The organism is Thalassobaculum sp. (assembly GCF_965223715.1).
GTDB lineage: Bacteria > Pseudomonadota > Alphaproteobacteria > Thalassobaculales > Thalassobaculaceae > Thalassobaculum.
Genome location: NZ_OZ245012.1, coordinates 1,075,981 through 1,098,765, shown reverse-complemented (window position 1 = coordinate 1,098,765; position 22,785 = coordinate 1,075,981). Strand labels below are relative to the sequence as shown.

Sequence of the window (22,785 nt, the reverse complement as noted above, 5' to 3'; positions counted from 1 at the left end):
GCGGTTCAAACGTTCCCTGAGCAGTTTTCACCCAATCAGGAGCATCCACGATGTCTCAATCGAGTCAATCGGCCCAAGCCGCCAAGGCATCCGAAGCCAATGTCGAGGAGCAGCTCCGCGTGCTGCGCGAGGATCTGAAGGGTCTTTCGGACGCGGTCTCGGCGCTGGCGACGCATAGCACCGCGGCGCTGAAGGACGGCGTGCGCCAGACGGCCTACGAGACCGCCGACCGCGCCCGGAACGCGGCGAACCAGGCCCGCGATCAGGCCGAAGAGGCGCACCAGAAGGTCAACAGCGTCATAGAGGCGAACCCGACCACCTCCGTGCTCGCGGCCTTTGGCGTCGGCCTGCTGCTCGGCATGTGGTCGCGCCGCTAGGCCGGTCCCCATGCTATCCGGGCTCACCGCCATCGCCCGCGCCGAAGCCGCCCTGGCTTTCCGGCGCGGGCTCATTGCGTTTGCAGGGACGATTCTGCTGCTGGCGGCAGTCGGCCTCGGCCTGTCGGCGGCCGTGATCGAGACCAGAACCCATGTCGGCCTCGCCGCCTCCCTGGGGATCTGGGCCGCCGTCACGTTCCTCGTGTCGGTCGGCGTGCTGATGATCGCCACCCGACGCCGGCGCTACATCCATCCGGCCGCCTCGAGCACAGCGCTCGGGAGCCTGGGCGGAACCGTGCCGCCGACAGGCGCCGGGCCCGTGCCGGGCACCGCCTCCTCCGCCGCGGTTCAGGACGCCTACCGCCTCGGGGAGCAGCTCGGCAGCTCGATCTCGCCGATCGTGGTGATCGGCGGCCTGGTCGCGCTGGGGCTGATCACCGGCCGCCGCCGGGGCTGACAGCGCGCTTTCGCGAACGCACGACACGCCAACAGAAAACCCCCGGCCACAGGACGTGGCCGGGGGTTTTGCTTTGCGGCGGTTGCCGGGGGACGGGTTGGTCAGTCGTCCACCTCTTCGGCGATCGCCTCGTCCTCCAGCATCTCCTCGGTCTCCCTCCAGCGGCGCAGCGCTGAGAGCACGATCACCGCCGTGGGTACCGCCAGCACGCCGCCGATGGTCCCCCACATCCAGGCGCCGAACAGCACCGCGAGGATGATGACCACCGGGCTGGTGTAGAACCGGCTGCTCATGACCATCGGAATGACGACGTTCTCCTCGACGGCGTTGACGGCGAAGACGATGGCCGGCGGGATCAGGCACATCTGCAGGGTGTCGAAGGTCACCAGCCCGCCGACGAAGGACAGGGCGGCGATCAGGAACGGCCCGATGAAGGGCACGAAGTTGGCGACGGCGATGGCCCCGCCCCAGGTCGCCGGCGCCGGCATGCCGATGGCGTAGAAGCTGAGCGCCGTCACCAGGCCCACACCGGCGGAAATGGTGATCTGAATGAGAAAATAGCTGCCGACGCTGCGCCGGATCTCCCGGGCGATCTGGGCCATCCGGTAGCGTTCGCGATAGGTGGCGAAGAACGCGATGCCGCTGCGCAGCAGCCATCGCCGCTCGCGCAGGAAGAAGAACGACACGATGGCCGTGGTCAGGATCTGGATGACGACGAAGGGCGCGCCGCCAAGCACCTGGCTGAGGTAGCTGCCGTCGGTATCGACCACGATCTTCGGCTGGTCGCCATCGGCCAGATTGGCGGCCTCTCCGACCTTCTCGGTTGCCTTCTTCACCTCGTCGATGGTCGAGCTGATCGGGAACAGCTTGCGCTCCGCCTGCTCGGTGAGTTCGCCCAGCCGGTCCTGCCAGTTGTCCGCCGCCGGAATCAGGATCCACAGGACACTGGCGACGACCCCGGCCGCCAGGACCAGGGAGATGAGCGCGGCGAAGCCCCGGCTCAGCCCGACGGAGCGTTCCAGGAACCGGGTGATGGGGCTGAGGGCGATGGCGAGCACCGCGCTGCCGATCACCGGGGCCAGGAACGGCTTGGCTTCGCGGAAGAAGAAGATTGTCGCCACCGCGGCCATGACCCAGAGCGGCACCAGCAGGCGGCGATCGCCGACGACCGAGCTGATGGCGTGGCCGAACTGCTCGTGGACAGGCTTCGGGTTGGACGTCTGCAGCTCTGACAAGGCCGGCTCCAATCATGTGGCGGACGTCCGGGAATTCGGGCCCGTCCCAGTGAGTGATCGATCAGACAGGCCGGAGCCGCTAGCATGCGCCTGACATCCCGCCCAAGAGAGGCAACGCAGAATGACGATGACGGTTCTCCTGGCACTCCATATTGTCGCCGCGACCATCTGGGTCGGCGGCATGTTCTTCGCCTATGTGGTCCTGCGCCCGGCGGTCGGCGGCATCGAGCCCGCGCCGGAGCGGCCCCGGCTGTGGCGCCGGGTGTTCCACCGGTTCTTCCTGTTCGTGTCCGGCAGCGTGCTCGTCCTGCTGGCGACCGGCTACGCCATGCTGTTCCTGGTGTTCGGCGGGTTCGCGGGCGCGGGCGTGTACATCCACATCATGCACGGCATCGGGCTGATCATGTTCCTGGCCTATGGCCATCTGCGCTTCGCGGTCTGGCCGAAGTTCCGCGACGCGGTGGATGCGGGCGACTTCGAGCAGGCGGGCACCCGGCTCGGCCTGATCCGCAAGATCGTCCATGTGAATCTCGGGCTCGGCATGATCACCATGATCGTCGCCGGAACCGGCCCCTACTGGCCCTGATTGGCCGAAGGCCCGGAACCCCGGAGCGAAAGCCCCCTCGCGCAGCCCTCAGATGCGGCGCGCGGGGTGTTCTGATTTTTCAAACAAATCTCTCGTTCCGTTCTATATTCCCTGCATGGATCGGCTGAACTATCACCACCTGCGCTATTTCCACGAGGTCGCCCTTGTCGGGAACCTCACCCGGGCGGCGGAGCGGCTCAACGTGTCCCAGTCGGCCCTGTCGACCCAGATCCGCCAGCTCGAGGAGCGTCTCGGCCATCCGCTGTTCGAGCGGGCCGGACGGCAACTCGTCCTGACCGAGGCCGGGGGCATCGCCCTCGACCATGCCAACCGGATCTTCAGCGCCGGAGAGGAGCTGGTCGCCGCCCTGGAGCGGCGCGACGGTGCCGTACCGCCGCTCAGGCTCGGCGCCCAGTCGACCCTGTCGCGCAACTTCCAGCTCCGTCTGCTGCGCCCGATCATCGCCGCCGGGAACACCGACCTCATTCTGTCCTCCGGCAACAACAGCGGCTTGCTGGAGGCGCTGCAGGCCCTGGCCCTCGATGTCGTGCTGACCACCGAGGCGCCGCCGCGCGACCGCTTCGCCGACCTGATCGCCCACCGCATCGCCGGCCAGCCGGTGGGGCTCTACGGTGTGGAGAGCCGGCTGCGACACGACAGCCTGAAGGACCTGCTCTCCAGCGAGCCGATCGTGCTGCCGACGGAAAGCTCGATCCGCACCGGATTCGACAGTCTGGTGGTCCGGCTCGGCATCACGCCGCGGATCGCAGCCGAGGTCGACGACATGGCCATGATCCGTCTGCTGACCCGCGAGGGAGTGGGCATCGCCGCCGCCCCAGCGGTCGTCCTGGCCGACGAGATCGAGCACGGGATCGTGCAGGCCGCCCCCTTTCCGTTGAACATCACCGAGACCTTCTACGCCATTACCGCCCGACGCAGCTTTCCGCATCCGTCCCTGGACGCGCTGCTGCGCGCGACGGAGCCGGTCCAAGGGCCACCGCCGGCCGGCGCTGCCGACTAGGAGCGCTGCCGCCCCCTGGCAGACCCCCGGCTCAAGTGCTATGTCCGTAGTCAAAGCGGCCCCAGGCCGTCCCTTTCTCACTCTTCCATGGACTTCCCGATGGCCCTTGAGCAGCCGAAATCCGTCGATGCCACCCTGGAGCTTCTCGGCGCCGGCAGATACGTCGCCGACCGCTCGCTCGCCACGGCTTTGCACCTGGCGCTGAGCCTGGGGCGGCCGCTGTTCCTGGAGGGCGAGGCCGGGGTCGGCAAGACCGAGATCGCCAAGGTGCTGAGCGAGACCCTCGGCCGCAAGCTGATCCGCCTGCAGTGCTATGAGGGCCTGGACGTCTCCTCCGCCGTCTACGAATGGAACTACGCCCGCCAGATGGTGGAGATCCGCCTGGCCGAGGCGGCCGGCGGCGCCGACCGCGACAGCCTGGCCAAGGACATCTTCGACGAGCGTTTCCTGATCAAGCGCCCGATCCTGCAGGCGCTGGAGGCCGACGAGGCGGGCGCCCCGGTGCTGCTGATCGACGAGCTGGACCGCACCGACGAGCCGTTCGAGGCGTTCCTGCTGGAAGTGCTGTCCGACTTCCAGGTGACGATCCCCGAACTCGGGCCCCAGGTGGCCAAGACCCCGCCGATCGTGATCATCACCTCCAACCGGACCCGCGAGATCCACGACGCGCTGAAGCGCCGCTGCTTCTACTACTGGGTCGACTACCCGTCGGCCGCCCGCGAGCTGGAGATCCTTAAGGTGAAGGCGCCCGGCGCTCCGGAAGATCTATCCAAACAGGTGGTCGCCTTCGTCCACGAGCTGCGCAAGCTCGACCTGTTCAAGGTGCCGGGCGTGGCGGAGACCATCGACTGGGTGCACGCGCTGGTCCAGCTCGACCACCTGGCGCTGAGCCCGGAGGCGATCGAGAACTCGCTGGGCGTCCTGCTGAAGTATCAGGACGACATCGCCAAGATCCAGGGTCACGAGGCCACCCGGATCCTGAACCAGATCAAGGCCGAGCTGGCGGGCGCCGCCGCGGTCGCGTAAGGGGCCGGTCATGCCCGACGATCTGAACCCGCCCGACTACTCCCTCCCCGATGCAGGGGCCGAGGGTGGCGGCAAGCTGATCCAGAACATCATGCATTTCGGCCGGACCCTGCGCGCGGCCGGCCTGCCCGTGGGGCCCGGCAAGGTGCTGGATGCGGTGGAGGCGGTGCGCGTCGCGGGCATCACCAACCGGCGTGATTTCTATTGGACCCTGCACGCGGTCTTCGTGAACCGCCGCGACCAGCGCGAGATCTTCGACCAGGCCTTCCACGTGTTCTGGCGCAACCCGCGCCTGCTGGAGCGCATGCTGCAGATGATCCTGCCCGAGTTCCGCGGCGACGCGGACGAGGACAGGGAGAAGGGCCAGGAGATGAACCGGCGCCTGGCGGAGGCGCTGAAATCCGAGAACCCCGGCGGCGCTGATCCGGAGGAGCCGGAGGAAGAGGAGATCGAACTCGACGCGGCGATGACCTGGTCCGACCGGGAACTGCTGCGCGAGATGGACTTCGAGAAGATGACGGCGGAGGAGGTCCTGCGCGCCAAGCAGGTGATCCGCGACATGCGCCTGCCGATCGCGGAGATCAAGACGCGCCGCTTCCGTCCCTCCCCGCAGGGCCACCGGGTCGATCTGCGCCGCACCATGTCGGCCACCATGCGCTCGGGCGGCGACGAGATCGCCCTGCAGCGCCGCAAGCAGCGCACCCGGCGGCCGCCGCTGGTGGTGCTGTGCGACATTTCCGGCTCCATGAGCCGCTATTCGCGGATGTTGCTGCATTTCATGCACGCCATCACCAACGACCGCGACCGGGTGCACACCTTCCTGTTCGGCACGCGGCTGACCAACGTCACCCGCTATCTGCGCAACAAGGACGTGGACGAGGCGCTGGAACAGGTCGGGGACGTGGTGAACGACTGGTCCGGCGGCACCCGGATCGGCCACTGCCTGCACGAGTTCAACCGGTTCTGGGGCCGCCGGGTGCTGACCCAGGGCGCCATCGTGGTGCTGATCACCGACGGGCTCGACCGCGAGGTCGGCGCCGGCCTGGCCGGGGAAATGGACCGACTCCACAAGTCGTGCAGACGGCTGATTTGGCTCAATCCCTTGTTGCGCTACGATGGCTTTGCCCCCAAATCTCAGGGGGTGCGGGCCATCCTCCCCCATGTGGACGACTTCCGTCCGGTGCATTCGCTCGATAGCCTGGAGCAGCTGGCGGAAGCCATCGGACGGCCGTCGCTGCGTCGGCGCGAGGGGATGGACGACTGGCTCGCCGAACTGCGCCGGGTCGAGGACGAGGCTCGACAGGACGCCAAGTAGATCCGGACGCATCTTTTCGTGGAGGGCGCAACCATGACCGATCCGACACCGTTCGCCAGCATCGACGACGTGCTGGGCACCGCCGAGGGCTGGCTGTCCGAGGGGCGCAAGGTGGCGCTGGCCACCGTCGTGAAGACCTGGGGCAGCTCGCCCCGACCCGTCGGCTCGCGCCTGGTGATCGACGGCGACGGCGCCATGGTCGGCTCCGTCTCCGGCGGCTGCATCGAGGGCGCGGTGATCAAGGAGGCCTTCGAGATCATGGAGGGCGGCGATGCCCGGCTGATGGATTTCGGCGTCAGCGACGAGCAGGCCTGGGACGTCGGCCTCGCCTGCGGCGGCAACGTCCAGGTCTGGGTCGAGCGGATGGAGGCCTGAGCCATGCGCGCCGATATCTTCTCCAAGCTGCAGACCGCCCGCCGGTCGAAGACCCCGGTCACCCTGGTCGACGGCCTGGACGGCAAGACCCAGGCCCTGGTCTATGCGCACAAGGTCGAAGGCGACCTGCCGGAAGCGGTCGTCAAAGAAGCCCGCGACCGGCTGCGCGACAACAAGAGCGGCGTCGCGGAGATCGGCAACGGCCGCTGGTTCTTCGACTGCCACAACCCACCCCTGCGGCTGATCATCATCGGCGCGGTTCATATCAGCCAGACCCTGGTGCCGATGGCGTCCATCGCCGGCTACGAGGTGATCGTGGTTGACCCGCGCGCCAGCTTCGCCACGGCGGAGCGGTTCCCGAACGTGACGCTGATCGACGACTGGCCGGACGAGGCGATGGAAGCGCTCAAGCCGGACAGCCGCACGGCCGTGGTGACCCTGACCCACGACCCGAAACTGGACGACCCGGCCCTGGAGATCGCGCTGAAGTCCGACGCCTTCTACATCACCTGCCTCGGCTCCCGGCGCACCCATGCCAAGCGCGTGGAACGGCTGAAGGCGATGGGCTTCGACGATGCCGCCATCGGCCGGATCCATGCCCCGGCCGGGCTCGATATCGGCGCGGTCTCACCGGCCGAGATCGCCATCTCGGTGCTGGCCGAGTTGACCGCCGTCCTGCATGCCAAGCCGATCGTGGCGGCCGCCGCCTGATCCCGGCGCTTTTGGAGACCATCGACCGTGATCTTCGGTGACACCCCGCTGGACGAGGCCGAGGGGGCCGTTCTGGCCCATTCCCATCGCCTTGAGAAGCGCAGCCTGAAGAAGGGCCGCGTGCTGGAGGCCGACGACGTCGCAGCCTTGCGCGAGGCCGGCTTCGCCAGCGTGATCGCCGCCCGGCTGGAGGCGGGCGACGTGGCCGAGGACGCCGCCGCCGACCGGCTGGCCGCCGCGCTGGCCGGCGACGGCACGACGGTGAGTGCCGCCTTCACCGGCCGCGCCAACCTCTACGCCAAAACCGCCGGCGTGGTGCTCTACGACCCGGTACGGCTCGACGCCTTCAACCTGGTGGACGAGGCGATCACCCTGGCCCTTGTGCCGCCCTATCAGGCGGTGGAGGAAGGCCAGATGATCGGAACCCTGAAGATCATCTCCTTCGCTGTCGCCGGCGACCGCGTGCTGCTGACCGAGGAGATCGGCCGGCGCGAGCAGCCCATGGTCCGCCTGCAGCCCTACCGCTCGACCGCCGTCGGGCTGGTGCAGTCCCGCCTGTCCGGCACCAAGGAAAGCGTTCTGGACAGCACCATGGAGGTCACCCGCGCCCGGCTGCACGGCATGGCGAGCGAGATCTGCCACGAGGTGCGCTGCGATCACACGACCGAGGCGCTGGCCAAGGCGATCGACGAAACCATGAACAAGGGCGCCCGTCTGGTGCTGGTCTCCGGCGCCTCGGCCGTGGTCGACCGGCGCGACGTGGTCCCCGCCGCCATCGAGCAGGCCGGGGGCATCGTCGAGCATTTCGGCATGCCGGTGGATCCGGGCAACCTGATGCTGATCGGCCGGATCGGCGACATTCCGGTGGTCGGCCTGCCCGGCTGCGCCCGCTCTCCCAAGCTCAACGGCTTCGACTGGGTGCTGCAGCGCCTGATCGCCGGCGTGCCGGTCGGCCGGGCCGAGATCGGCCGGATGGGCGTGGGCGGGCTGCTGAAGGACATTCCGACCCGTCCCATGCCGCGCTCGCGCCGGCGCTCAAGCAATGGCGAAGGGGACACGGCGTCGGCCCGGGCGCCGAAGATCGCCGCCATCGTACTGGCGGCCGGCCAGTCGCGGCGGATGGGCTCGGAGAACAAGCTGCTGGCCGAGTTGGGCGGCAAGCCGATGGTGCGCCACGTGGCGGAGGCCGTCGCCGCCTCCAAGGCGTCGTCCATGACCGTGGTGCTGGGGCACGAGGCCGACACCGTGCGCGCGACTCTCGCCGACCTGAAACCGTCCTATGCCTACAACCCGGACTATGCCGAGGGCCTGTCGACCTCGATGAAGACCGGCCTCGCCGCGGTCGGCGAGGAGGTGGACGGCGTGGTGATCTGCCTCGGCGACATGCCCATGGTCAGCACCGCCATCATCGACAGGATGATCGCCGCCTTCGACCCGGTGGAGGGCCGGGCCATCGTGGTGCCGACCCGGCGCGGCAAGCGCGGCAATCCGGTGCTGTTCGCCAAGCGGTTCTTCGAGGAGATGGCGCGGGTGTCCGGCGATGTCGGCGCCCGCCACCTGATCGGCAACCACGAGGACCTGGCGGTGGAGATCGAGGTCGATGACGAGTCGGTGCTCACCGACATCGACACGCCGGAGGCGCTGGCCAAGATCCGGGGGACCGGATCGTGAACGATGCGCTGTATCAGGACGAGATCGTCGCCCTCGCCCGCGCCGGCCGCGCCCTGCCCCGTCTCGACGCCCCCACCGTCACCGCCCGGGTCGACAACCCGGTCTGTGGCGACCGCATCACGGTGGATCTGAAGATCGAGAACGGGACCGTGACGGCGGTCGGCTCCAAGGTGCAGGGCTGTGCCCTGTGCCAGGCGTCGATCGCGGTGATCGCCGACAATGTGATCGGCCAGAAGACGGAGACCCTGCCGACCGTAGCCAAGGCCGTGGAGGATTATCTGTCGGGCAAGGGCGAGATGCTGCCCTGGACGGCGCTGTCGGCCTTCTCGCCCGTCCGGGCGGCGAAGTCGCGCTGGGAATGCGTCATGCTCCCGTTCCGGGCGGCCAACAAGGCGCTGGCGGAAAAGGGCTGAGGCTCAGCTCAGGATATCGAGGGTGGAGTCGAACAGCTCGTCGGCCGTCTTGATGGTCGCGAGGTTGGCCTCGAACTGCTTCTGCGCGGCGATCTGATCGACCACCTCACGCTCAATCGACACGTTCGGGCGGTTCACCAGTCCGTCGGCATCGGCGTCCGGCGCGTCCGGGTCGTAGCGCTGGACCGACACCGGATCGACCAGTTGCTGGCTCGAGCGCACACCGCCGGTGGTGGTCGTGCTGTCGATACTGCGCTGCGGCCGGAACAGGCTGTTACCATCGGCATCCGTTGTCTCGGTGGACCCGCGGGGGGCCGCCACGCTCTCCAGGTTCGCGACATTGGACGCCGAATTGTCGAACCGCCGGGTCGCCGCGGTCGCACCGCTGAGAGCGCTGTAGATGCCGTTGGTGATCGCCATTCGAGTATCCTAGCAGCCAGTTGGATCCGAGGCTACCGTACCGGCGGTTTAGAACCGGTTAACGTGGCGCTGTCGCCAGGATCGTCACGGTCCCCGCCCGCCGCTATCATGGTGCCGTATTCACCGCACGCGGAGCGCGCGACACATGCCCCTGGCGAGGTGCTTCCTCATCCTTCTGGCGATCTTCGCCGTCCTGCCCCTGCTCGGTGCGGGCGACGCGCAGGCCCAGCGCATCCAGTGGTATGTGGAGGTGATCGAGGATCCGCTGAGCCCCCGGCCGATCCTGGAGGCGCGGATCCTGACGCGCGACGGGTACCGCTTCAGACTGATGCGGATGAAGGACAACTCCATCTGGGGCCAGTTCTCCCTGCCCCGCTCCTCACAGGCCATGCTGACGCCCGACCACCTGCCGATATACCGGGTCGACGAGCACGATCCGGTCGATCTGGAGGAATTGAAGGCACTGGAAGTCGGCACGGAACCGACCCTGTACAAGGTCGCGGGCCGCGACGTGCAGTTCATCATCTGGGGCGACGCTCGCGAGGGTTTCATCCCGCCGATCCTGCGCCAGATGATGCTCGGCGAGACCATCCACGTGACCTATTTCACCCTGCTGGGCGAGCGTCAGTCGGCCGAGATCACCCTGAACCGCGCCAATCAGGCCATCGCCCAGTTCCTGCGGGTACGGCCGCTCAATCCGGAGAAGGATTCGGTCGAGGACCAGACCTTGAGCTTCTCGCTGATCGCCCGGCGCTTCACCGAACTGTGCGACGACATGCGGTTCAGCGGCAGCGAGAGCGACTACACCGCCTGCCGGAACACCTTCTATACCTGCTCCGAGGCGCCGGATCAGACCGCCGAGAGTTTCAAGCAGTGCCTGGGGTTCGATCCCGCCATGCTGGAAGCCCGCGAGGAGCCGCCCGCCGCCGACGCCCAAAGCACGTCCGGGGGGACGAGGTCCAACTGACCGCCGTACCGGCCGGGACCGATCAGACCGTGATCGACAGGAACTGAGGCGCCGGCGTGCGGCCGTCGAAACCGGTGGAGGAGCGGCCGACCAGTCCGGCGATGTCGAAGGGCGAGGAGGGGCGTGGACCCGCGGGATCGTCCTCCTCCGCCCCTTCTCCGACTTGCCCGAAGGCGGGACCATCCTCGCTCGAAGCCGCGATGCCGGAGGTCGCGCCGATAGCCTGGGCCCCGTCGGCATCCGAGCCCTCGGACGAAGACGGAGCGTTGACCGTCGGCGTCGCGTCCAGGCTCTGGCCGTCCACCGGAGGCTGGGAGGCCCCCTGCTCGCCCTCGCCGGACTGTTCGGCGCGGCGCTCGGCGGCAAGCTCCGCCTGGGCCTGTCGTTCCAGCGCCGACGCGGCGGCAGCCACGGACTTGTCCTGACCCGACGGGTCGGCGGGAGCCAGGGCCGCCGCCCGGACCTGACGCGCCTTCTGCAGAGTCGCTTCCGGATCGCCCTTCACTGGCGAGGTGTCGATGGAGACGGAGCCGCCGACGGCGTATTGCCGTCCGTCGGGCCCGCGCTGATAAGTGTAGGTCGGTGACCCGGCATAGGCGCCGCCGGCCGCCGCATGGGCCGCTTCGTGCTGGCGCACCTCCCGGTCACGCTGCTGCAGCTCGCGGACGACCTTCTGCTCCTCCTCGGAGAGTTCGGTTCCGGAGGCCGCCTCCTCGGCGCTGGAGCCGGACTGGCCGGCGATCTCGGCGGCCTGGGCCGGGTTGTCCGCGCTGCCGGCGGTGACCGTCCGCGCCGTCTCGTCCGCCTGAAGCCCGAAGGCCACGGCCAGGGTGAACGGCCCACCGCCGATCAGCGGACGGCCCGGACGCAACGGCTCGGCCTGCTGCCCCTGTGCGGGGGCCTCGCGCCCCGGAAGGCTCTGACCGCGTCCGGTGTCGCCTCCCTCCCGGCCCTCGCCCCGTCCGCGTCCCGCCACCGGCGCGGAGTCGTCATCGCCCGACCGCGGACCGATGCCCGAAGGCGGTCCGAGGGGCGGCAAGCTCCCGGCTACGATGGGTGAAAGAGGGGCGGTCGAGGTCATTCTGACCAGGTACTCCACGGTTCAGGGCCGGCTTTTGCGGCCAAAGTCGTGTCCAAAATAACCCACTCTCCCACGGATCTCATAGCACGACTCGCCGGAAGATGCGAGAAGACCGGTCCGACCCGCCGTCCGGCGGCCCGTTCCCCGTTTCTGCCCGGCTCCATGTCCGCTCTTCCCTATCTCGCGCCACCGCTCTTCGTGCTGCTGTGGAGCTCGGCGTTCGTCGGCGCCAAGTTCGGGCTGCCCCACGCCGAGCCGATGACCTTCCTGGCGATCCGCTTCGCCCTGGTGACGGTGATCTTCGTGCTGATCGCCCGCGCCCTGTCGGCCCCCTGGCCATCGACCTGGCGCCAGACCGGACATATCGCGATTGTCGGCGCCCTGGTTCAGGGGGTGTATCTGGGCGGGGTGTTCGTGGCGATCCACCGTGGCGTGCCGGCGGGCCTCGCCTCGCTGATCGTCGGGCTGCAGCCGATCCTGACCGCCGTGCTAGCCGGCCGGCTGCTGGGCGAGCGGACCAGCGCGCGGCAATGGGGCGGGCTGGCCCTCGGGCTCGCCGGCGTCGCCATGGTGCTGGGCGAACGCATGGAGGCGGCGACGATCGACCCGATCGGGCTGCTGACCTGCACCGCCGGGCTGATCGCCATCAGCGTCGGCACCCTGCACCAGAAGCGTTACGCCAGCTCCATGCACGTGGCCTCGGGCAGCGCGATCCAGAATCTGACCGCCGCCGCCCTCACCTGCTTCGGCGCGCTGGCCTTCGAGCGGATGCAGGTGGAATGGGTTCCGGCCTTCACCCTGTCGCTCGCCTGGCTCACGGTGGTGGTGTCGATCGGCGCCTTCTCGCTGCTCATGATGATGATCCGGCTGGGCGAGGCGGTGAAGGTGGTGAGCCTGTTCTACCTGGTGCCGCCGACCACCGCGGTGCTGGCCTGGCTGGCCTTCGACGAGCGGATCGGGTTGGTCGGCGCCGCCGGCATCGCCGTCACCGCCCTTGGTGTCGCCCTGGTCGTGCGGCCGGCCGCCAAGGGGCCGGCGGAGACGGGGGCTGGCTGATCCTGATTTCGGCGCTAAGTTAGACTTCCAATCACGCCCCCCAAAGGCTTCATGTCAGACAAACCGCTCCCCCCGCCGATCTGGATCCTGATCGTGGCGACGGCCACGGGTCCGCTCGCGCTGAACATCTTCGTACCGTCGATGCCGGGTCTGGTGGACGTGTTCCAGACCGACTACGCCATGGTACAGCTCGCCCTGACCTCCTATCTGGTCGCGGTCGGCGTCGCCCAGCTCGCCTACGGCCCGATCTCCGACCGGTTCGGACGGCGCCCCGCCCTGCTGGGTGGCCTCGTGGTCTACGCCGTCGCCAATATCGCCTGCATGCTGGCCTGGTCGATCGAGAGCCTGATCGCCGCCCGCGTGCTGCAGGCGATCGGCGGATGCGCCGGCATGGTGCTGGGCCGGGCCATCGTGCGCGACGTCTACGACCGGGACCGGGCAGCGAGTGCCATCGCCCTCATCACCATGGCCATGGCGGTCGCCCCGGCCATGGGGCCGGCCATCGGCGGGCTGATCGACACCAATTTCGGCTGGCAGGCGACCTTTGTCGTTCCGCTGATCGTCGGCCTGGTGGTCCTGTGCGGCGCGTGGTTCCGCCTGAACGAGACCAACGTCCACCCGATCCCTACCATCGACCTGACCGCCATGCTGCGCAACTACGCCAGCCTGCTGCGGTCGCGGGCCTATATCGGCTATGCGTGCAACACGGCCATGTCGGTCGGCGCCTTCTTCTCCTTCATCGCCGGCGCGCCCTACGTGATGATCGAGGTGCTGCATGCCGGGCCGGAGGTCTACGGCTTCTACTTCGTGCTGATCTCGGTCGGCTACATGACCGGCAACTTCCTGGCCAGCCGGCTGTCGAGCAGGCTGGGCGTCGACCGGATGATCCCGCTCGGCGTCGGCGTGTCGCTGGTCGGCGCGGTCACCGGCTTCGGGCTGATGATGGCCGGTCTGGTGAACCCGGTGGTGGTGTTCCTGCCCATGTGCGTGGTCGCCATCGGCAACGGGCTGAGCCAGCCGAACGGCATCTCGGGCGCGGTCAGCGTCAACCCGACCATCGCCGGCGCCGCCTCCGGGCTGATGGGCTTCGGCCAGATGGTGATCGGCGCCTGCTTCACCGTGTTGGTCGGCTATTTCCAGAACGACCACGACCATGCGGCCATGTCGTCGATGATCCTGTTCGCCACGGTCAGCTCGGCGCTGTTCTTCATCTTGGCCCGCACGGCCCCGCGCGGCGAATGACCGCCCCGCCGCCCGACGATCTCGACACCCTGGCGGACCGGATCGGCCGGCAACTGGTCGACGCGGCGGATCGGCGCCAGGGGGCGTGGCGCACGCCGGTGCTGTCCACCCTCACCCCGGATGGCCCGAGCGCCCGTGTCATCGTCGTGCGCTCGGTCGATGCCGATGCCTGTGCCCTGGAGATCTTCACCGACGCCCGGTCCGCCAAGGTCTCGGAGATCGCCGCCGACCCGCGGGTGGCGCTCACGTTCTGGGATCCGCAGACATCGGAGCAGCTTCGGATGACCGCAGAGGCCAAGGCGGTGACGGACCCCGCACGGATCGCCGACCGCTGGCAGGCGATCGGAGCGGCCGGCCAGGCGCTCTACGACCGCGATCCGGGAAGGTTCTTGGTTCTGGAGGTTGAGTGGACGGCCTGGGACTGGCTCTGGATCGGCGGAGAGCCGCACCGGCGGGCGACCTTCACCTGGACGCCCCAAGGCCGCAGGGAAGCGGCCTGGACGGCCCCCTGACCGCGAGGCTCAGCCCGCCCCCTCGGACAGCCGGGCGAGGCGGAAGGCGCGCTGGCCCTTCACCGCGCGGTGGTTCGGCATCACCAGGATGCAGTCGTCATAGGGTGTGACGATCTCCTCCCCGCCATCGACGGCGATCACAGCCCCCGCCTTTGCGAACCGCTCCAGCCCTTTGAAGTTCTCCGAGAAGAAGAAATCGTCGGTGCGGATCGCATAGCCATGGGTCACGTCCGCGACGGTCACGGCGTCCACCGGATCGGTCTTGCGATGCTCCTCCAGGGTCTCGGCGCTGATCATGTCGAGCGCGCGCAGGTAATGCAGGGCGGTGTCGATGGCCACGTCGCCGCTCGATTTGGCCCAGTGCTGGCCGCACTCCACCAGGCAGGCGATGCGGTCGGAGGCCGGGTCGTTGAACGGCGCGTATTCGATTAGCCGCAGCCCCTCCACATGGCCGGAGCCACAGGCGATCATGGCCGGATAGCCGATCTCGCGGGTAAAGCGGCGCTCCTTCTCCAGCCCGTGGATCAGCATGATCGGGTCGGAATAGGTGCCCATGGAATGGATGTCGAGCAGCCGCTCAACCCGGTCGTAGAGCGGACGCAGCTCCCGCGCCCGGCGCAGCTCGACGCTGCTGTCGGCGCCGTTCAGCCGCTCCTGGGTCCAGACCCGGTTCATGTCCTCGTCGACGAAACGGGTCTTGGTCGGATGGGCCGGGTCGAACCGCAGATAGGCCTCCGGATTGACGAAGGCGATGGTCAGCTTTCCCCGGGTCGGCCGGATGTCCCGCTGCATCAGGTAGTCGACCGCGATCGCCCCGCACAGCTCGTTGCCGTGGATGACGGCATTGATCATCGCGTCAGGGCCCGGCTTACCTGAGTCGAAGGTGTGGACGTAGTCGATGCCGGTATTGCCGGTCCGGTACGCTGAAATGTCAGGAGCCTTCAGCTCCACCGGATAGGCGTTGGTCGCAGACATAGGGGCCTCCTGGGATTGAGGCGCCAGTCTGCGTCGGCCCGGAAGCCCAGGTAAACACCGATAATGCCGGCTCAGAAGACGAAGACGTCCAAGCTGTTCAGCGACGTGGTCGAGTAGTTCGACAGGGTGACCGAATTGCCGGCCCCCAGGTCGATCACGACGTCGGCTCCCGACTGGGTCGCCCGGGCGATCACGTCGGCCACCGACGCGATGCCGCTGCCGTTGATGTTCGACTGAATCGCCAGATAGTCGGTGAAATAGGTGAAATCGGTGATCGTGTCGTTGCCGCCGTTGGAGGTGATGTAGATGCGATCGAAGCCGTCGCCGCCTGTCAGCAGGTCGTTGCCGAGATTGCCGTAGAGTGTGTCGCTCCCGGCCCCACCGGAGATCGTGTCGTTGTCCTGGCCGCCATAGATCTTGTCGGTGTCGCTGCCGCCGAGCAGCACGTCGCCGCCGTGGTTGCCGTAAATCAGGTCCGATCCGAGTCCGCCGGAGATCGTGTCGGAGCCCTCGCGATAGGCCAGCGTGGTGCCCGACCCGTAGGTCTGGGTCGCTCCGCCGTTCTGGCCGCCGAACATGGTGTCGTTGCCGTCGCCGCCGAGGATCAGGTCGGTGCCGATATTGCCGTAGAGCAGGTCGTTGCCGGCGCCGCCGCTCACCGTGTCTTCGCCGCTGCCCGCCATCACGCCGTCATTGCCGGCACCAAGCTGGAACAGGTCGCTGCCGCCATTGCCGATGAAGTAGTTGATGCCGGAATCGCCAGTGAAGGTCTCCGCGGACTCACCACCCCAGGTGACGTTGCCGAGCGAGCCGGCGGTGTTCGTCCCATAGAGATAGCGCACCGCCATGATGTCCAGCCAGCCGAGGCTCGACGCATAGGTGACCGACCCGTCGTAGTAGGACATCACCGTGGTGTCGGTGTTGTCGATCGAGCTGTCCAGGAACGGACCTTCGGACCCGGAGCTGTAATTGCCCGGATGCTTCAGCCCGATGGCGTGGCCGATCTCGTGCAGCATGGTCAGGTAGCCGTAGTTCCCGACCTCGGGCGCGAGGTTGTAGGAGTAGTTGGTGGCGATCATGACGTCGCCGCCGATCTCGCTGGTCGAGGGGTAGTAGGCATAGCCGGCAGAGCCCGACTGGAAGTTCGCGCCGAACCGGATCTGTCCGCCGGCCCCCGCGTCGGAGACCTCGACGAAGGTGATGTTCGCCGCCGCCGACCAGACCGCCAGCGCGCTGCGGGCGGCTGCCTCCATCGCGCTGTTGAACGCCATGAAGGACGAGTCCGGATCATGGTAGCTCGGCAGGCTGTCCATGAAGGAATAGGTCACGGTCGTCCCCACTCCCATCATGCCGATACCCCACTTGCTGGCGGTACCGATGACGACCGTGTCGAGATTGCCGTCGCCCGAGGTTTCCGATCCGGACAGCGCCTGGCGCCCGTCCTGCGCCAGAGCGGCGGCGGTGGAACCCGAACTGTGTCCATAGCATCCGCAGGACCCGCAGCCGCAGGTGGCTGGCATGCCGTTTTCGAGAGCGGAACTCATCCTCTAACCCCTTTTCCCGGTCGAACCGGTCTGTGCAGACGGGACCGCGCGGCGCCAGGGCGCCACCACCCTTTCCTCGAATTGAGCGCGCAGGCCGGAAGCGACCGCCTCGCGGGCACTCCTGAGCCCGTCGACCGGAACCAGGATCGGCGGCGCACCGAAGAGCTGCGAGTCCGCCTGCCCCTTGCGCAGCAGATCGATATTGATCGCGAGAACCGGACCGTTGGGCCCGTCCGTCGGAAACCCGTTCACCAGCACCGTGATCGCGCCCTCGTCCGACAGACCCGCAGTGCCGACCGCGATCTCGGTCCCGGTCAGATCGGCCAGCACGTCGCGGGCAATGGTGCAGAGGGTCTCGCGCTGGGCGGCATCCACCGGGCGGCCGCAGAACACGGCGAACCTCTCGACCCCTTTGAAAAACGGAAGCGGCGACCGGGACTCGGCGGCCGTCGGAGCGACCAGAAGGCCCAGCACCAGGCCCCCCATCAGCAAGCCGACCGACATCTTGGTCCGCACGCACGCCTCCCTGCGTCACCGGCCGAACGAAGGATCGTCCGGCCTCCAGAGCAGAATAGTACTCTAGACGAACGGCAGGTCCGTTCAAAGAGAATGAAACTGTGAAGGATCACACAGGGTCGCGGCACCGGTGGCCGGTGCTGGAGATGACGAATTTTCCTGGAAAGCCTTTGGCGACCCCTACGGGATTCGAACCCGTGTTGCCGCCGTGAGAGGGCGGTGTCCTAGGCCTCTAGACGAAGGGGTCGCAGAGGAGAGCGGGTTGATATCAATCCGCCGACAGCTTTGCAAGCGCGATCGCATCCTGGGGTCCGAAATTTTCGGGCGGCTGCGTCGGCTTGTCGAATGGCGACCCCTACGGGATTCGAACCCGTGTCGCCGCCGTGAAAGGGCGGTGTCCTAGGCCTCTAGACGAAGGGGTCATCCGAGGAGGGTGGAGATACAGGCCACCGTTCGTGAAATCAAGCCCGAAGGTCACCCCCCGGTCGCTTTCGGCTGCACGTCGGATCGGAGCCCCGCCGAAAATCACTACCGCCAGTCCGCAACCGCCCCCGAAACCGCTCCGTTACGGCCTCAGGCAGGGCACTCGGCCCCCAACCTCACCGCCCCGCCGCAACGTCACCCTACGCAGCCAACGGAGCCCCCGATGTCCATGAAGACCCTGGAAGACCTGTTCAAGCATTTCCTGCGCGACATGTACTACGCCGAGAAACAGGTCCTGAAGACCCTGCCGAAGATGGCCCGCAAGGCCGGCTCGGACGATCTGCGCACCGCTTTCGAGGATCACCGCGAGGAGACCGAGGAGCAGATCGAGAATCTGGAGAAGATCTTCGAGATGATGGATCTGAAGCCGCGCGGCGTTACCTGCGACGCGATTCTCGGCATCCTCGACGAAGGCAAGGAGATCATGGAGGAGGCCGAGGAGCCGCAGGCCCGCGACGCGGGCATGATCGCCGGCGCCCAGGCCGTCGAGCACTACGAGATCAACCGCTACGGCACCATGATCGCCTGGGCCAAGCAGCTCGGCATGACCGACGCCGCCAAGCTGCTGAAGGCCAATCTCGACCAGGAGGTCGCCGCCGACAAGAAGCTCACCACCCTGGCGGTCGGCACTCTCAACAAGAAGGCCGCCTGACCCCTCCCCGGGTCTGCGCCGTGACCACGGGCGGGCCGCCGGCTGCCGGCGGCCCGTTTCGTGGAGACGGCCTCAGGTGATCGCGATCGGCGAACCGGCCGACCCCGTCGCGCCCTTGATCGGCATCGGCGCGAAGACATAGACGAAGCGGTACTTGCCGTCGGCGATCAGCTCGTCGAAGAACAGGTTCTCGTGGTTGAAGATGCCGTTCTTGGTGATCAGTTCGGCGTGCACCGGGAAGGCCAGGTTGGGATCCGGGTTCGGCACCACCTCGGTCGGCCAGGTGTCCGCGCCGGTGATCGAGATCTCCTTCTCGATCAGCCACCGGGCCACCTCCATGCCGATGCCGGGGCAGCCCGAGTTGAAGCGGTCGTTGTTCTTCATCCACAGCGAGCCCCAGCCGGTGTTGAAGAACACCGCATCGCCAGACCGGATGTCGCCCTCGGACATGCCCTGCTTCGACAGGGCACCCTGGACATCGGCCAGGGTGATCTCGTAGCCGGCATCCTTCATCTCGCCCAGCGAGCCGTGGACGTCGATCAGGTGGGCCGGGGTGAAGAACGGCTTCACATGCTCGACCCCCAGCTTGCCGAGGCCATAGGCGCCGCTGACGATGCTGCCATCGAACCCGTTATAGTATTTCTGGTCGGCCTTGTTCGCCGCATCGCCGGCCACCACGCCGATATGGCCGAGCCCGTCGAACTGGGTCCCGACCTGTCCGATCTCGGTGGCCAGGAACTCGTCGTTGTAGATCAGGTTGTTCTGCCCGTACGGCCCGCCCGTGGGCGCGCCGGGGATGCGCACGGAAAAGACCCGGGCGCCGAACATGGGCATCCCGGCCTCGTACATCCGGCCGATCTTGTAGACCTTGCCTTCCTTGATCTGGGAGGCGGCCTGCAGCGTCTTCTCCGGGGTCATCCAGTTCGAAGCGCCGGCCTGATCGTCGGCACCCCAGCGCGACGGCCACCACGGCTCCGTCGAGGACGTCTGAGCCTGGGCGAGCTGGTCGGACCCGCCGCTACCGACGAAGGCAGCGCTGCCGGCGGCCGCCCCGATTGCTGCCGTCTTCATGAAGTCGCGCCGGCTCGGGGAGATCGGATCGGTTCCGTCACCCGCCTCGAACTTGCTCCTGCGCATGGCCATGTCCTCCCGATTTTCTTTTACTGACCGCAGCTTGTCCTGCGGCCATAGGTAGAATGGTGACGACGGCCGCGACAAAGTGTCAAGCTATCCGGCGACAAGAGCGGCTGAAGCCGCCGACATTCGATCAAAACGGCTTGGGAGGGCCTCTGAGAGATGTCCCTGTTCGAAAAGGACAAGTCCGCCGACCGAATACCCGTGTCCGTGCTGACCGGGTTCCTGGGCAGCGGCAAGACCACCCTGCTGAACGCCCTGCTTCAGGACCCGGCGCTGGCCGATACCGCGGTCATCGTCAACGAGTTCGGCGAGGTCGGCCTCGACCACCTGCTCATGGAGTCGGTGGACGGCGAGATGACGGTGATGGCGTCGGGCTGCATCTGCTGCACGATCCGCTCCGACCTGGAGACCACCCTGCGCGACCTGCTGTCCCGCACCCGGGCCGGCACCCTGCCCCCCTTCCGCCGGGTCGTGGTGGAGACGACCGGCCTGGCCGATCCGGCGCCGATCGTGCAGATGCTTCTGAACAACCCGCTGATCTCGGGATTCTTCCGCCTGGACGCGGTCATCACCACCGTCGATACGATGCATGGAGGCGCCCAGCTCGACGCCCAGCCGGAGGCGGTCAAGCAGGCGGCCATGGCCGACCGACTGGTCCTGACCAAGACCGACCTGTCCGAGGCTCAGGACGTCAAGGCGCTGGACCGGCGCCTTGTCGCCCTCAACCCGACGGCGGAGCGCATCCGGTCGGTTGCCGGTGCCGTCGCCCCCGACCGGCTGTTCAATGCCGGATGGTACGATCCGGAGACCAAGACGCCCGACGTGCAGCGCTGGCTGCGCGACGAAGCCCTGTCGGCCCGGGGTAGCCATGCCGGTCATCATCACCATCACCACGACCGGAACCGGCATGACGGCGGCGTCACCGCCTTCGCGCTCACCTTCACCGAACCGCTGGACTGGGGCCGGGTAAACCTGTGGCTGGCCGCCCTGCGCGAGCAGCATGGCGACCGGCTGCTGCGGGTGAAGGGCATCCTGAATCTGGATGACGAGCCGGCCCCGGTGGTGATCCACGGGGTGCACCACGTGTTCCACTCCCCCGCCCGCCTGGCGGACTGGCCGGACGGCGATCGCCGGTCGCGTATCGTCTTCATCACCCGGGGGCTGGACGAGGCGACGGTGCGGAGCTTCTGGGAGGACGTGTCGGCGGCCGCCTGAGGACTCAGACCGCCGGGGCGGCGTCGTCGATCACGAGCTGGACGTTGTCGCCCCCGCGGAAATCGTCGAGCCGCAGGTGTCCGGCCACGTGGATCGGCAATTGGCCCGCCTGCAGCAGACCGGGGCCGAGATCGCCCGCCATGGCGCGGAAGGCGATGGCATTGACCCGGCCGCCGTCGCCACCGGCGAGCGTGCAGCGCACGTGGTTCTCGCCGACCACGCCGCTGGAGACGACCTTCGCGCCGGACAGCACGAAGCGCGGCTCCGAATTTCCGGTGCCGAAGGGACCGACACGGGAGACCGCGCGCACCAGATCCGCCGTCGCCCCGCGCGGCGCAAGCGCCCCGTCGACCGACAGCTCGGCCACCAGCGGCGTTCCTGCCAGGGCGGTGGATACCCGCTCGGCCAGGAAGGACCGGAAGGCGTCGATCCTGTCGGCGGCGACGGTGAAGCCGGCGGCCATGGCGTGACCCCCACCCTTCTCCAGAACGCCGGCCTGATGGGCGGCGATCACGGCCGCCCCCAGATCGACGCCGGGCACCGACCGGCCGGAGCCTTTGCCCACCCCCGCCTCATCCACGCCGACCACGCAGGCCGGGCGGTGGAAGCGGTCCTTCAGGCGGCTGGCGACGATGCCGACCACGCCCGGATGCCAGCCCTGGCCAGAGACCACCAGCACCGGCGCGTCGCCCGCGGCTTCCGCCTGGGCGATGGCGGTCTCCAGAACCTCGGCCTCGATCGCCCGGCGTTCGTCATTGTAGCGGTCGAGCTCCCCGGCGATCTGACGGGCCTCGTTCGGGTCGTCGGTGGACAGCAGTCGCGCGCCAAGGTCGGCCCGGCCGACCCGTCCGCCGGCATTAATCCGCGGGCCGAGGACGAAGCCGAGATGATAGGGATCGGGCTTGCGGTCGAGGCCGGCCACGTCCGCCAGCGCCGCCAGCCCCGGCGTCGAGCGCCCGGCCATGACCTTCAGCCCCTGGGCGATGAACGCGCGGTTCAGCCCGGTCAGCGGCACCACGTCGCAGACGGTGCCCAGCGCCGTCAGGTCCAGGATGGCGCGCAGGTCCGGCTCGGCCTTGCCGGCGAACCAGCCCCGCGCCCGCAGCGCCCGGTTGACGGCGACCAGGGTGACGAAGGTCACGCCGCAGGCGGCCAGGTGACCGAATCCCGGCTCCTCGTCGAGCCGGTTCGGATTGACCACGGCAACGGCGGCCGGGAGTTCCGGCTCGGCGATGTGGTGGTCGACGACGATCACATCGATCCCGGCGGCCCGCGCCTGGCCCAGGGTCTCGGTCGCCAGGATGCCGCAGTCGAGGCAGACCACGACCCCGGCCCCCTTGGCCACAAGCCCCTGAAGGGCCGGCAGGTTCGGGCCGTAGCCCTCGTCGATGCGGTCGGGGATGTGCATCACCACCGGCGCGCCGACGGCCCGGAAATACCGCGCCATGCTGGCCGCCGAGGTGGCCCCGTCCACGTCGTAGTCGGCGAACAGCCCGATGGTCTGGCCGGAGACGACTGCCTCCGCCAGCCGGTCGGCGGCGGCGTCCATATCGCGGAAACGGCTGGGATCGGGCAGCTCGGTGCGCAGGGTCGGCTCCAGGAACCGCTCCACCGCGTCCAGGTCGATGCCCCGCTGGGCCAGGATGCGGCCGACGATCTCCGGCACGGCGAAACGCTGGGCGATCGCCAGCCCGAGGCGGTCGACCTCGGAACCGCTACCGCCGCGCAGCGTCCAGCGCCGCGCGGTCATCGATCTCTCTATGCCCAGGAACGCGGCGGCCTGCGGCACGCGTTCTGC

At 68.2% G+C, this 22,785-nt stretch carries 24 protein-coding genes and 2 tRNA genes; 16 read left to right on the top strand and 10 right to left on the bottom strand.

What is annotated here, in order from left to right; translation table 11 throughout:
- Positions 1–50 precede the first annotated feature (50 nt).
- Positions 51–377: a DUF883 family protein gene (locus tag ACOQOP_RS05080; protein WP_420565235.1), complete on the top strand. Its 327-nt coding sequence runs from the start codon at positions 51–53 to the stop codon at positions 375–377.
- Between the two features lie 10 nt (positions 378–387).
- Positions 388–834 (top strand): hypothetical protein, encoded by a 447-nt coding sequence (locus ACOQOP_RS05075; protein ID WP_420565234.1) that lies wholly within the window; start codon positions 388–390, stop codon positions 832–834.
- A gap of 101 nt (positions 835–935) precedes the next feature.
- Here the strand turns inward: ACOQOP_RS05075 and ACOQOP_RS05070 are convergent, their stop codons facing one another.
- Entirely contained in the window at positions 936–2,069 is a 1,134-nt protein-coding gene (locus ACOQOP_RS05070; RefSeq protein WP_420565233.1) for an AI-2E family transporter, read from the bottom strand.
- Between the two features lie 127 nt (positions 2,070–2,196).
- Between ACOQOP_RS05070 and ACOQOP_RS05065 the strand changes: the two genes are divergently transcribed.
- From ACOQOP_RS05065 to ACOQOP_RS05030, 8 genes are all read left to right on the top strand, one after another.
- On the top strand, positions 2,197–2,655 hold the full coding sequence (locus ACOQOP_RS05065) for a CopD family protein (protein ID WP_420565232.1): 459 nt from the start codon (positions 2,197–2,199) through the stop codon (positions 2,653–2,655).
- A 115-nt stretch (positions 2,656–2,770) separates the two neighbouring features.
- Positions 2,771–3,676 carry a LysR family transcriptional regulator gene (locus tag ACOQOP_RS05060; protein WP_420565231.1) on the top strand — a complete coding sequence of 302 codons (906 nt, stop codon included), beginning with the start codon at positions 2,771–2,773 and terminating at the stop codon, positions 3,674–3,676.
- Between the two features lie 99 nt (positions 3,677–3,775).
- Complete coding sequence (locus ACOQOP_RS05055; protein ID WP_420565230.1) at positions 3,776–4,702, top strand: AAA family ATPase; 927 nt, start codon at positions 3,776–3,778, stop codon at positions 4,700–4,702.
- 10 nt (positions 4,703–4,712) lie between these two features.
- Positions 4,713–6,017 (top strand): vWA domain-containing protein, encoded by a 1,305-nt coding sequence (locus tag ACOQOP_RS05050; RefSeq protein WP_420565229.1) that lies wholly within the window; start codon positions 4,713–4,715, stop codon positions 6,015–6,017.
- Positions 6,018–6,050: 33 nt separating this feature from the next.
- Positions 6,051–6,392 carry an XdhC family protein gene (locus ACOQOP_RS05045; protein ID WP_322330813.1) on the top strand — a complete coding sequence of 114 codons (342 nt, stop codon included), beginning with the start codon at positions 6,051–6,053 and terminating at the stop codon, positions 6,390–6,392.
- A 3-nt stretch (positions 6,393–6,395) separates the two neighbouring features.
- Positions 6,396–7,103 carry an XdhC family protein gene (locus tag ACOQOP_RS05040; RefSeq protein ID WP_420565228.1) on the top strand — a complete coding sequence of 236 codons (708 nt, stop codon included), beginning with the start codon at positions 6,396–6,398 and terminating at the stop codon, positions 7,101–7,103.
- Between the two features lie 27 nt (positions 7,104–7,130).
- Entirely contained in the window at positions 7,131–8,774 is a 1,644-nt protein-coding gene (locus ACOQOP_RS05035; RefSeq protein ID WP_420565227.1) for an NTP transferase domain-containing protein, read from the top strand.
- The gene (locus ACOQOP_RS05030; RefSeq protein WP_420565226.1) at positions 8,771–9,187 is read left to right on the top strand and encodes an iron-sulfur cluster assembly scaffold protein; all 417 of its coding nucleotides are present in this window, start codon (positions 8,771–8,773) and stop codon (positions 9,185–9,187) included. Before ACOQOP_RS05035 ends, ACOQOP_RS05030 begins: the two co-directional genes overlap by 4 nt.
- 3 nt (positions 9,188–9,190) lie before the next feature.
- Here the strand turns inward: ACOQOP_RS05030 and ACOQOP_RS05025 are convergent, their stop codons facing one another.
- Entirely contained in the window at positions 9,191–9,607 is a 417-nt protein-coding gene (locus tag ACOQOP_RS05025; protein WP_420565225.1) for a flagellar basal body rod protein FlgC, read from the bottom strand.
- A 145-nt stretch (positions 9,608–9,752) separates the two neighbouring features.
- On the opposite strand from ACOQOP_RS05025, the gene ACOQOP_RS05020 reads away from it, so the two are divergent.
- Positions 9,753–10,574 carry a hypothetical protein gene (locus tag ACOQOP_RS05020; protein ID WP_420565224.1) on the top strand — a complete coding sequence of 274 codons (822 nt, stop codon included), beginning with the start codon at positions 9,753–9,755 and terminating at the stop codon, positions 10,572–10,574.
- 22 nt (positions 10,575–10,596) lie between these two features.
- On the opposite strand, the gene ACOQOP_RS05015 is transcribed toward ACOQOP_RS05020, so the two are convergent.
- Positions 10,597–11,550, bottom strand: coding sequence for a putative metalloprotease CJM1_0395 family protein (locus ACOQOP_RS05015; RefSeq protein WP_420565223.1), 954 nt, complete (start codon positions 11,548–11,550; stop codon positions 10,597–10,599).
- 267 nt (positions 11,551–11,817) lie between these two features.
- Here ACOQOP_RS05015 and ACOQOP_RS05010 point away from each other — a divergent pair, with 267 nt between their 5' ends.
- From ACOQOP_RS05010 to ACOQOP_RS05000, 3 genes are all read left to right on the top strand, one after another.
- Positions 11,818–12,711, top strand: coding sequence for a DMT family transporter (locus ACOQOP_RS05010; RefSeq protein ID WP_420565222.1), 894 nt, complete (start codon positions 11,818–11,820; stop codon positions 12,709–12,711).
- A 93-nt stretch (positions 12,712–12,804) separates the two neighbouring features.
- Positions 12,805–13,953: a multidrug effflux MFS transporter gene (locus ACOQOP_RS05005; protein ID WP_420565221.1), complete on the top strand. Its 1,149-nt coding sequence runs from the start codon at positions 12,805–12,807 to the stop codon at positions 13,951–13,953.
- Positions 13,950–14,465: a pyridoxamine 5'-phosphate oxidase family protein gene (locus ACOQOP_RS05000; protein ID WP_420565220.1), complete on the top strand. Its 516-nt coding sequence runs from the start codon at positions 13,950–13,952 to the stop codon at positions 14,463–14,465. Before ACOQOP_RS05005 ends, ACOQOP_RS05000 begins: the two co-directional genes overlap by 4 nt.
- A gap of 9 nt (positions 14,466–14,474) precedes the next feature.
- Here ACOQOP_RS05000 and ACOQOP_RS04995 read toward each other — a convergent pair whose 3' ends face one another.
- The 5 genes from ACOQOP_RS04995 to ACOQOP_RS04975 form a co-directional block, all read right to left on the bottom strand.
- Positions 14,475–15,440, bottom strand: a complete 966-nt coding sequence (locus ACOQOP_RS04995) for a M14 family metallopeptidase (protein WP_420565219.1) — start codon at positions 15,438–15,440, stop codon at positions 14,475–14,477.
- 71 nt (positions 15,441–15,511) lie between these two features.
- Entirely contained in the window at positions 15,512–16,960 is a 1,449-nt protein-coding gene (locus ACOQOP_RS04990) for a matrixin family metalloprotease (protein ID WP_420565218.1), read from the bottom strand.
- A gap of 27 nt (positions 16,961–16,987) precedes the next feature.
- Positions 16,988–17,500, bottom strand: a complete 513-nt coding sequence (locus ACOQOP_RS04985) for a hypothetical protein (RefSeq protein WP_420565217.1) — start codon at positions 17,498–17,500, stop codon at positions 16,988–16,990.
- A gap of 171 nt (positions 17,501–17,671) precedes the next feature.
- Positions 17,672–17,747, bottom strand: a tRNA-Glu gene (locus ACOQOP_RS04980).
- Between the two features lie 99 nt (positions 17,748–17,846).
- Positions 17,847–17,922 (bottom strand) — tRNA-Glu (locus ACOQOP_RS04975).
- A gap of 224 nt (positions 17,923–18,146) precedes the next feature.
- Between ACOQOP_RS04975 and ACOQOP_RS04970 the strand changes: the two genes are divergently transcribed.
- On the top strand, positions 18,147–18,635 hold the full coding sequence (locus ACOQOP_RS04970; protein WP_420565216.1) for a ferritin-like domain-containing protein: 489 nt from the start codon (positions 18,147–18,149) through the stop codon (positions 18,633–18,635).
- A 72-nt stretch (positions 18,636–18,707) separates the two neighbouring features.
- On the opposite strand, the gene ACOQOP_RS04965 is transcribed toward ACOQOP_RS04970, so the two are convergent.
- Positions 18,708–19,772 carry a cyclase family protein gene (locus ACOQOP_RS04965; protein ID WP_420565215.1) on the bottom strand — a complete coding sequence of 355 codons (1,065 nt, stop codon included), beginning with the start codon at positions 19,770–19,772 and terminating at the stop codon, positions 18,708–18,710.
- 159 nt (positions 19,773–19,931) lie between these two features.
- Here ACOQOP_RS04965 and ACOQOP_RS04960 point away from each other — a divergent pair, with 159 nt between their 5' ends.
- Positions 19,932–20,987 carry a CobW family GTP-binding protein gene (locus ACOQOP_RS04960; protein WP_420565214.1) on the top strand — a complete coding sequence of 352 codons (1,056 nt, stop codon included), beginning with the start codon at positions 19,932–19,934 and terminating at the stop codon, positions 20,985–20,987.
- Between the two features lie 4 nt (positions 20,988–20,991).
- On the opposite strand, the gene recJ is transcribed toward ACOQOP_RS04960, so the two are convergent.
- Positions 20,992–22,737, bottom strand: coding sequence for a single-stranded-DNA-specific exonuclease RecJ (gene recJ, locus ACOQOP_RS04955; protein WP_420565213.1), 1,746 nt, complete (start codon positions 22,735–22,737; stop codon positions 20,992–20,994).
- Between the last annotated feature and the right edge of the window lie 48 nt (positions 22,738–22,785).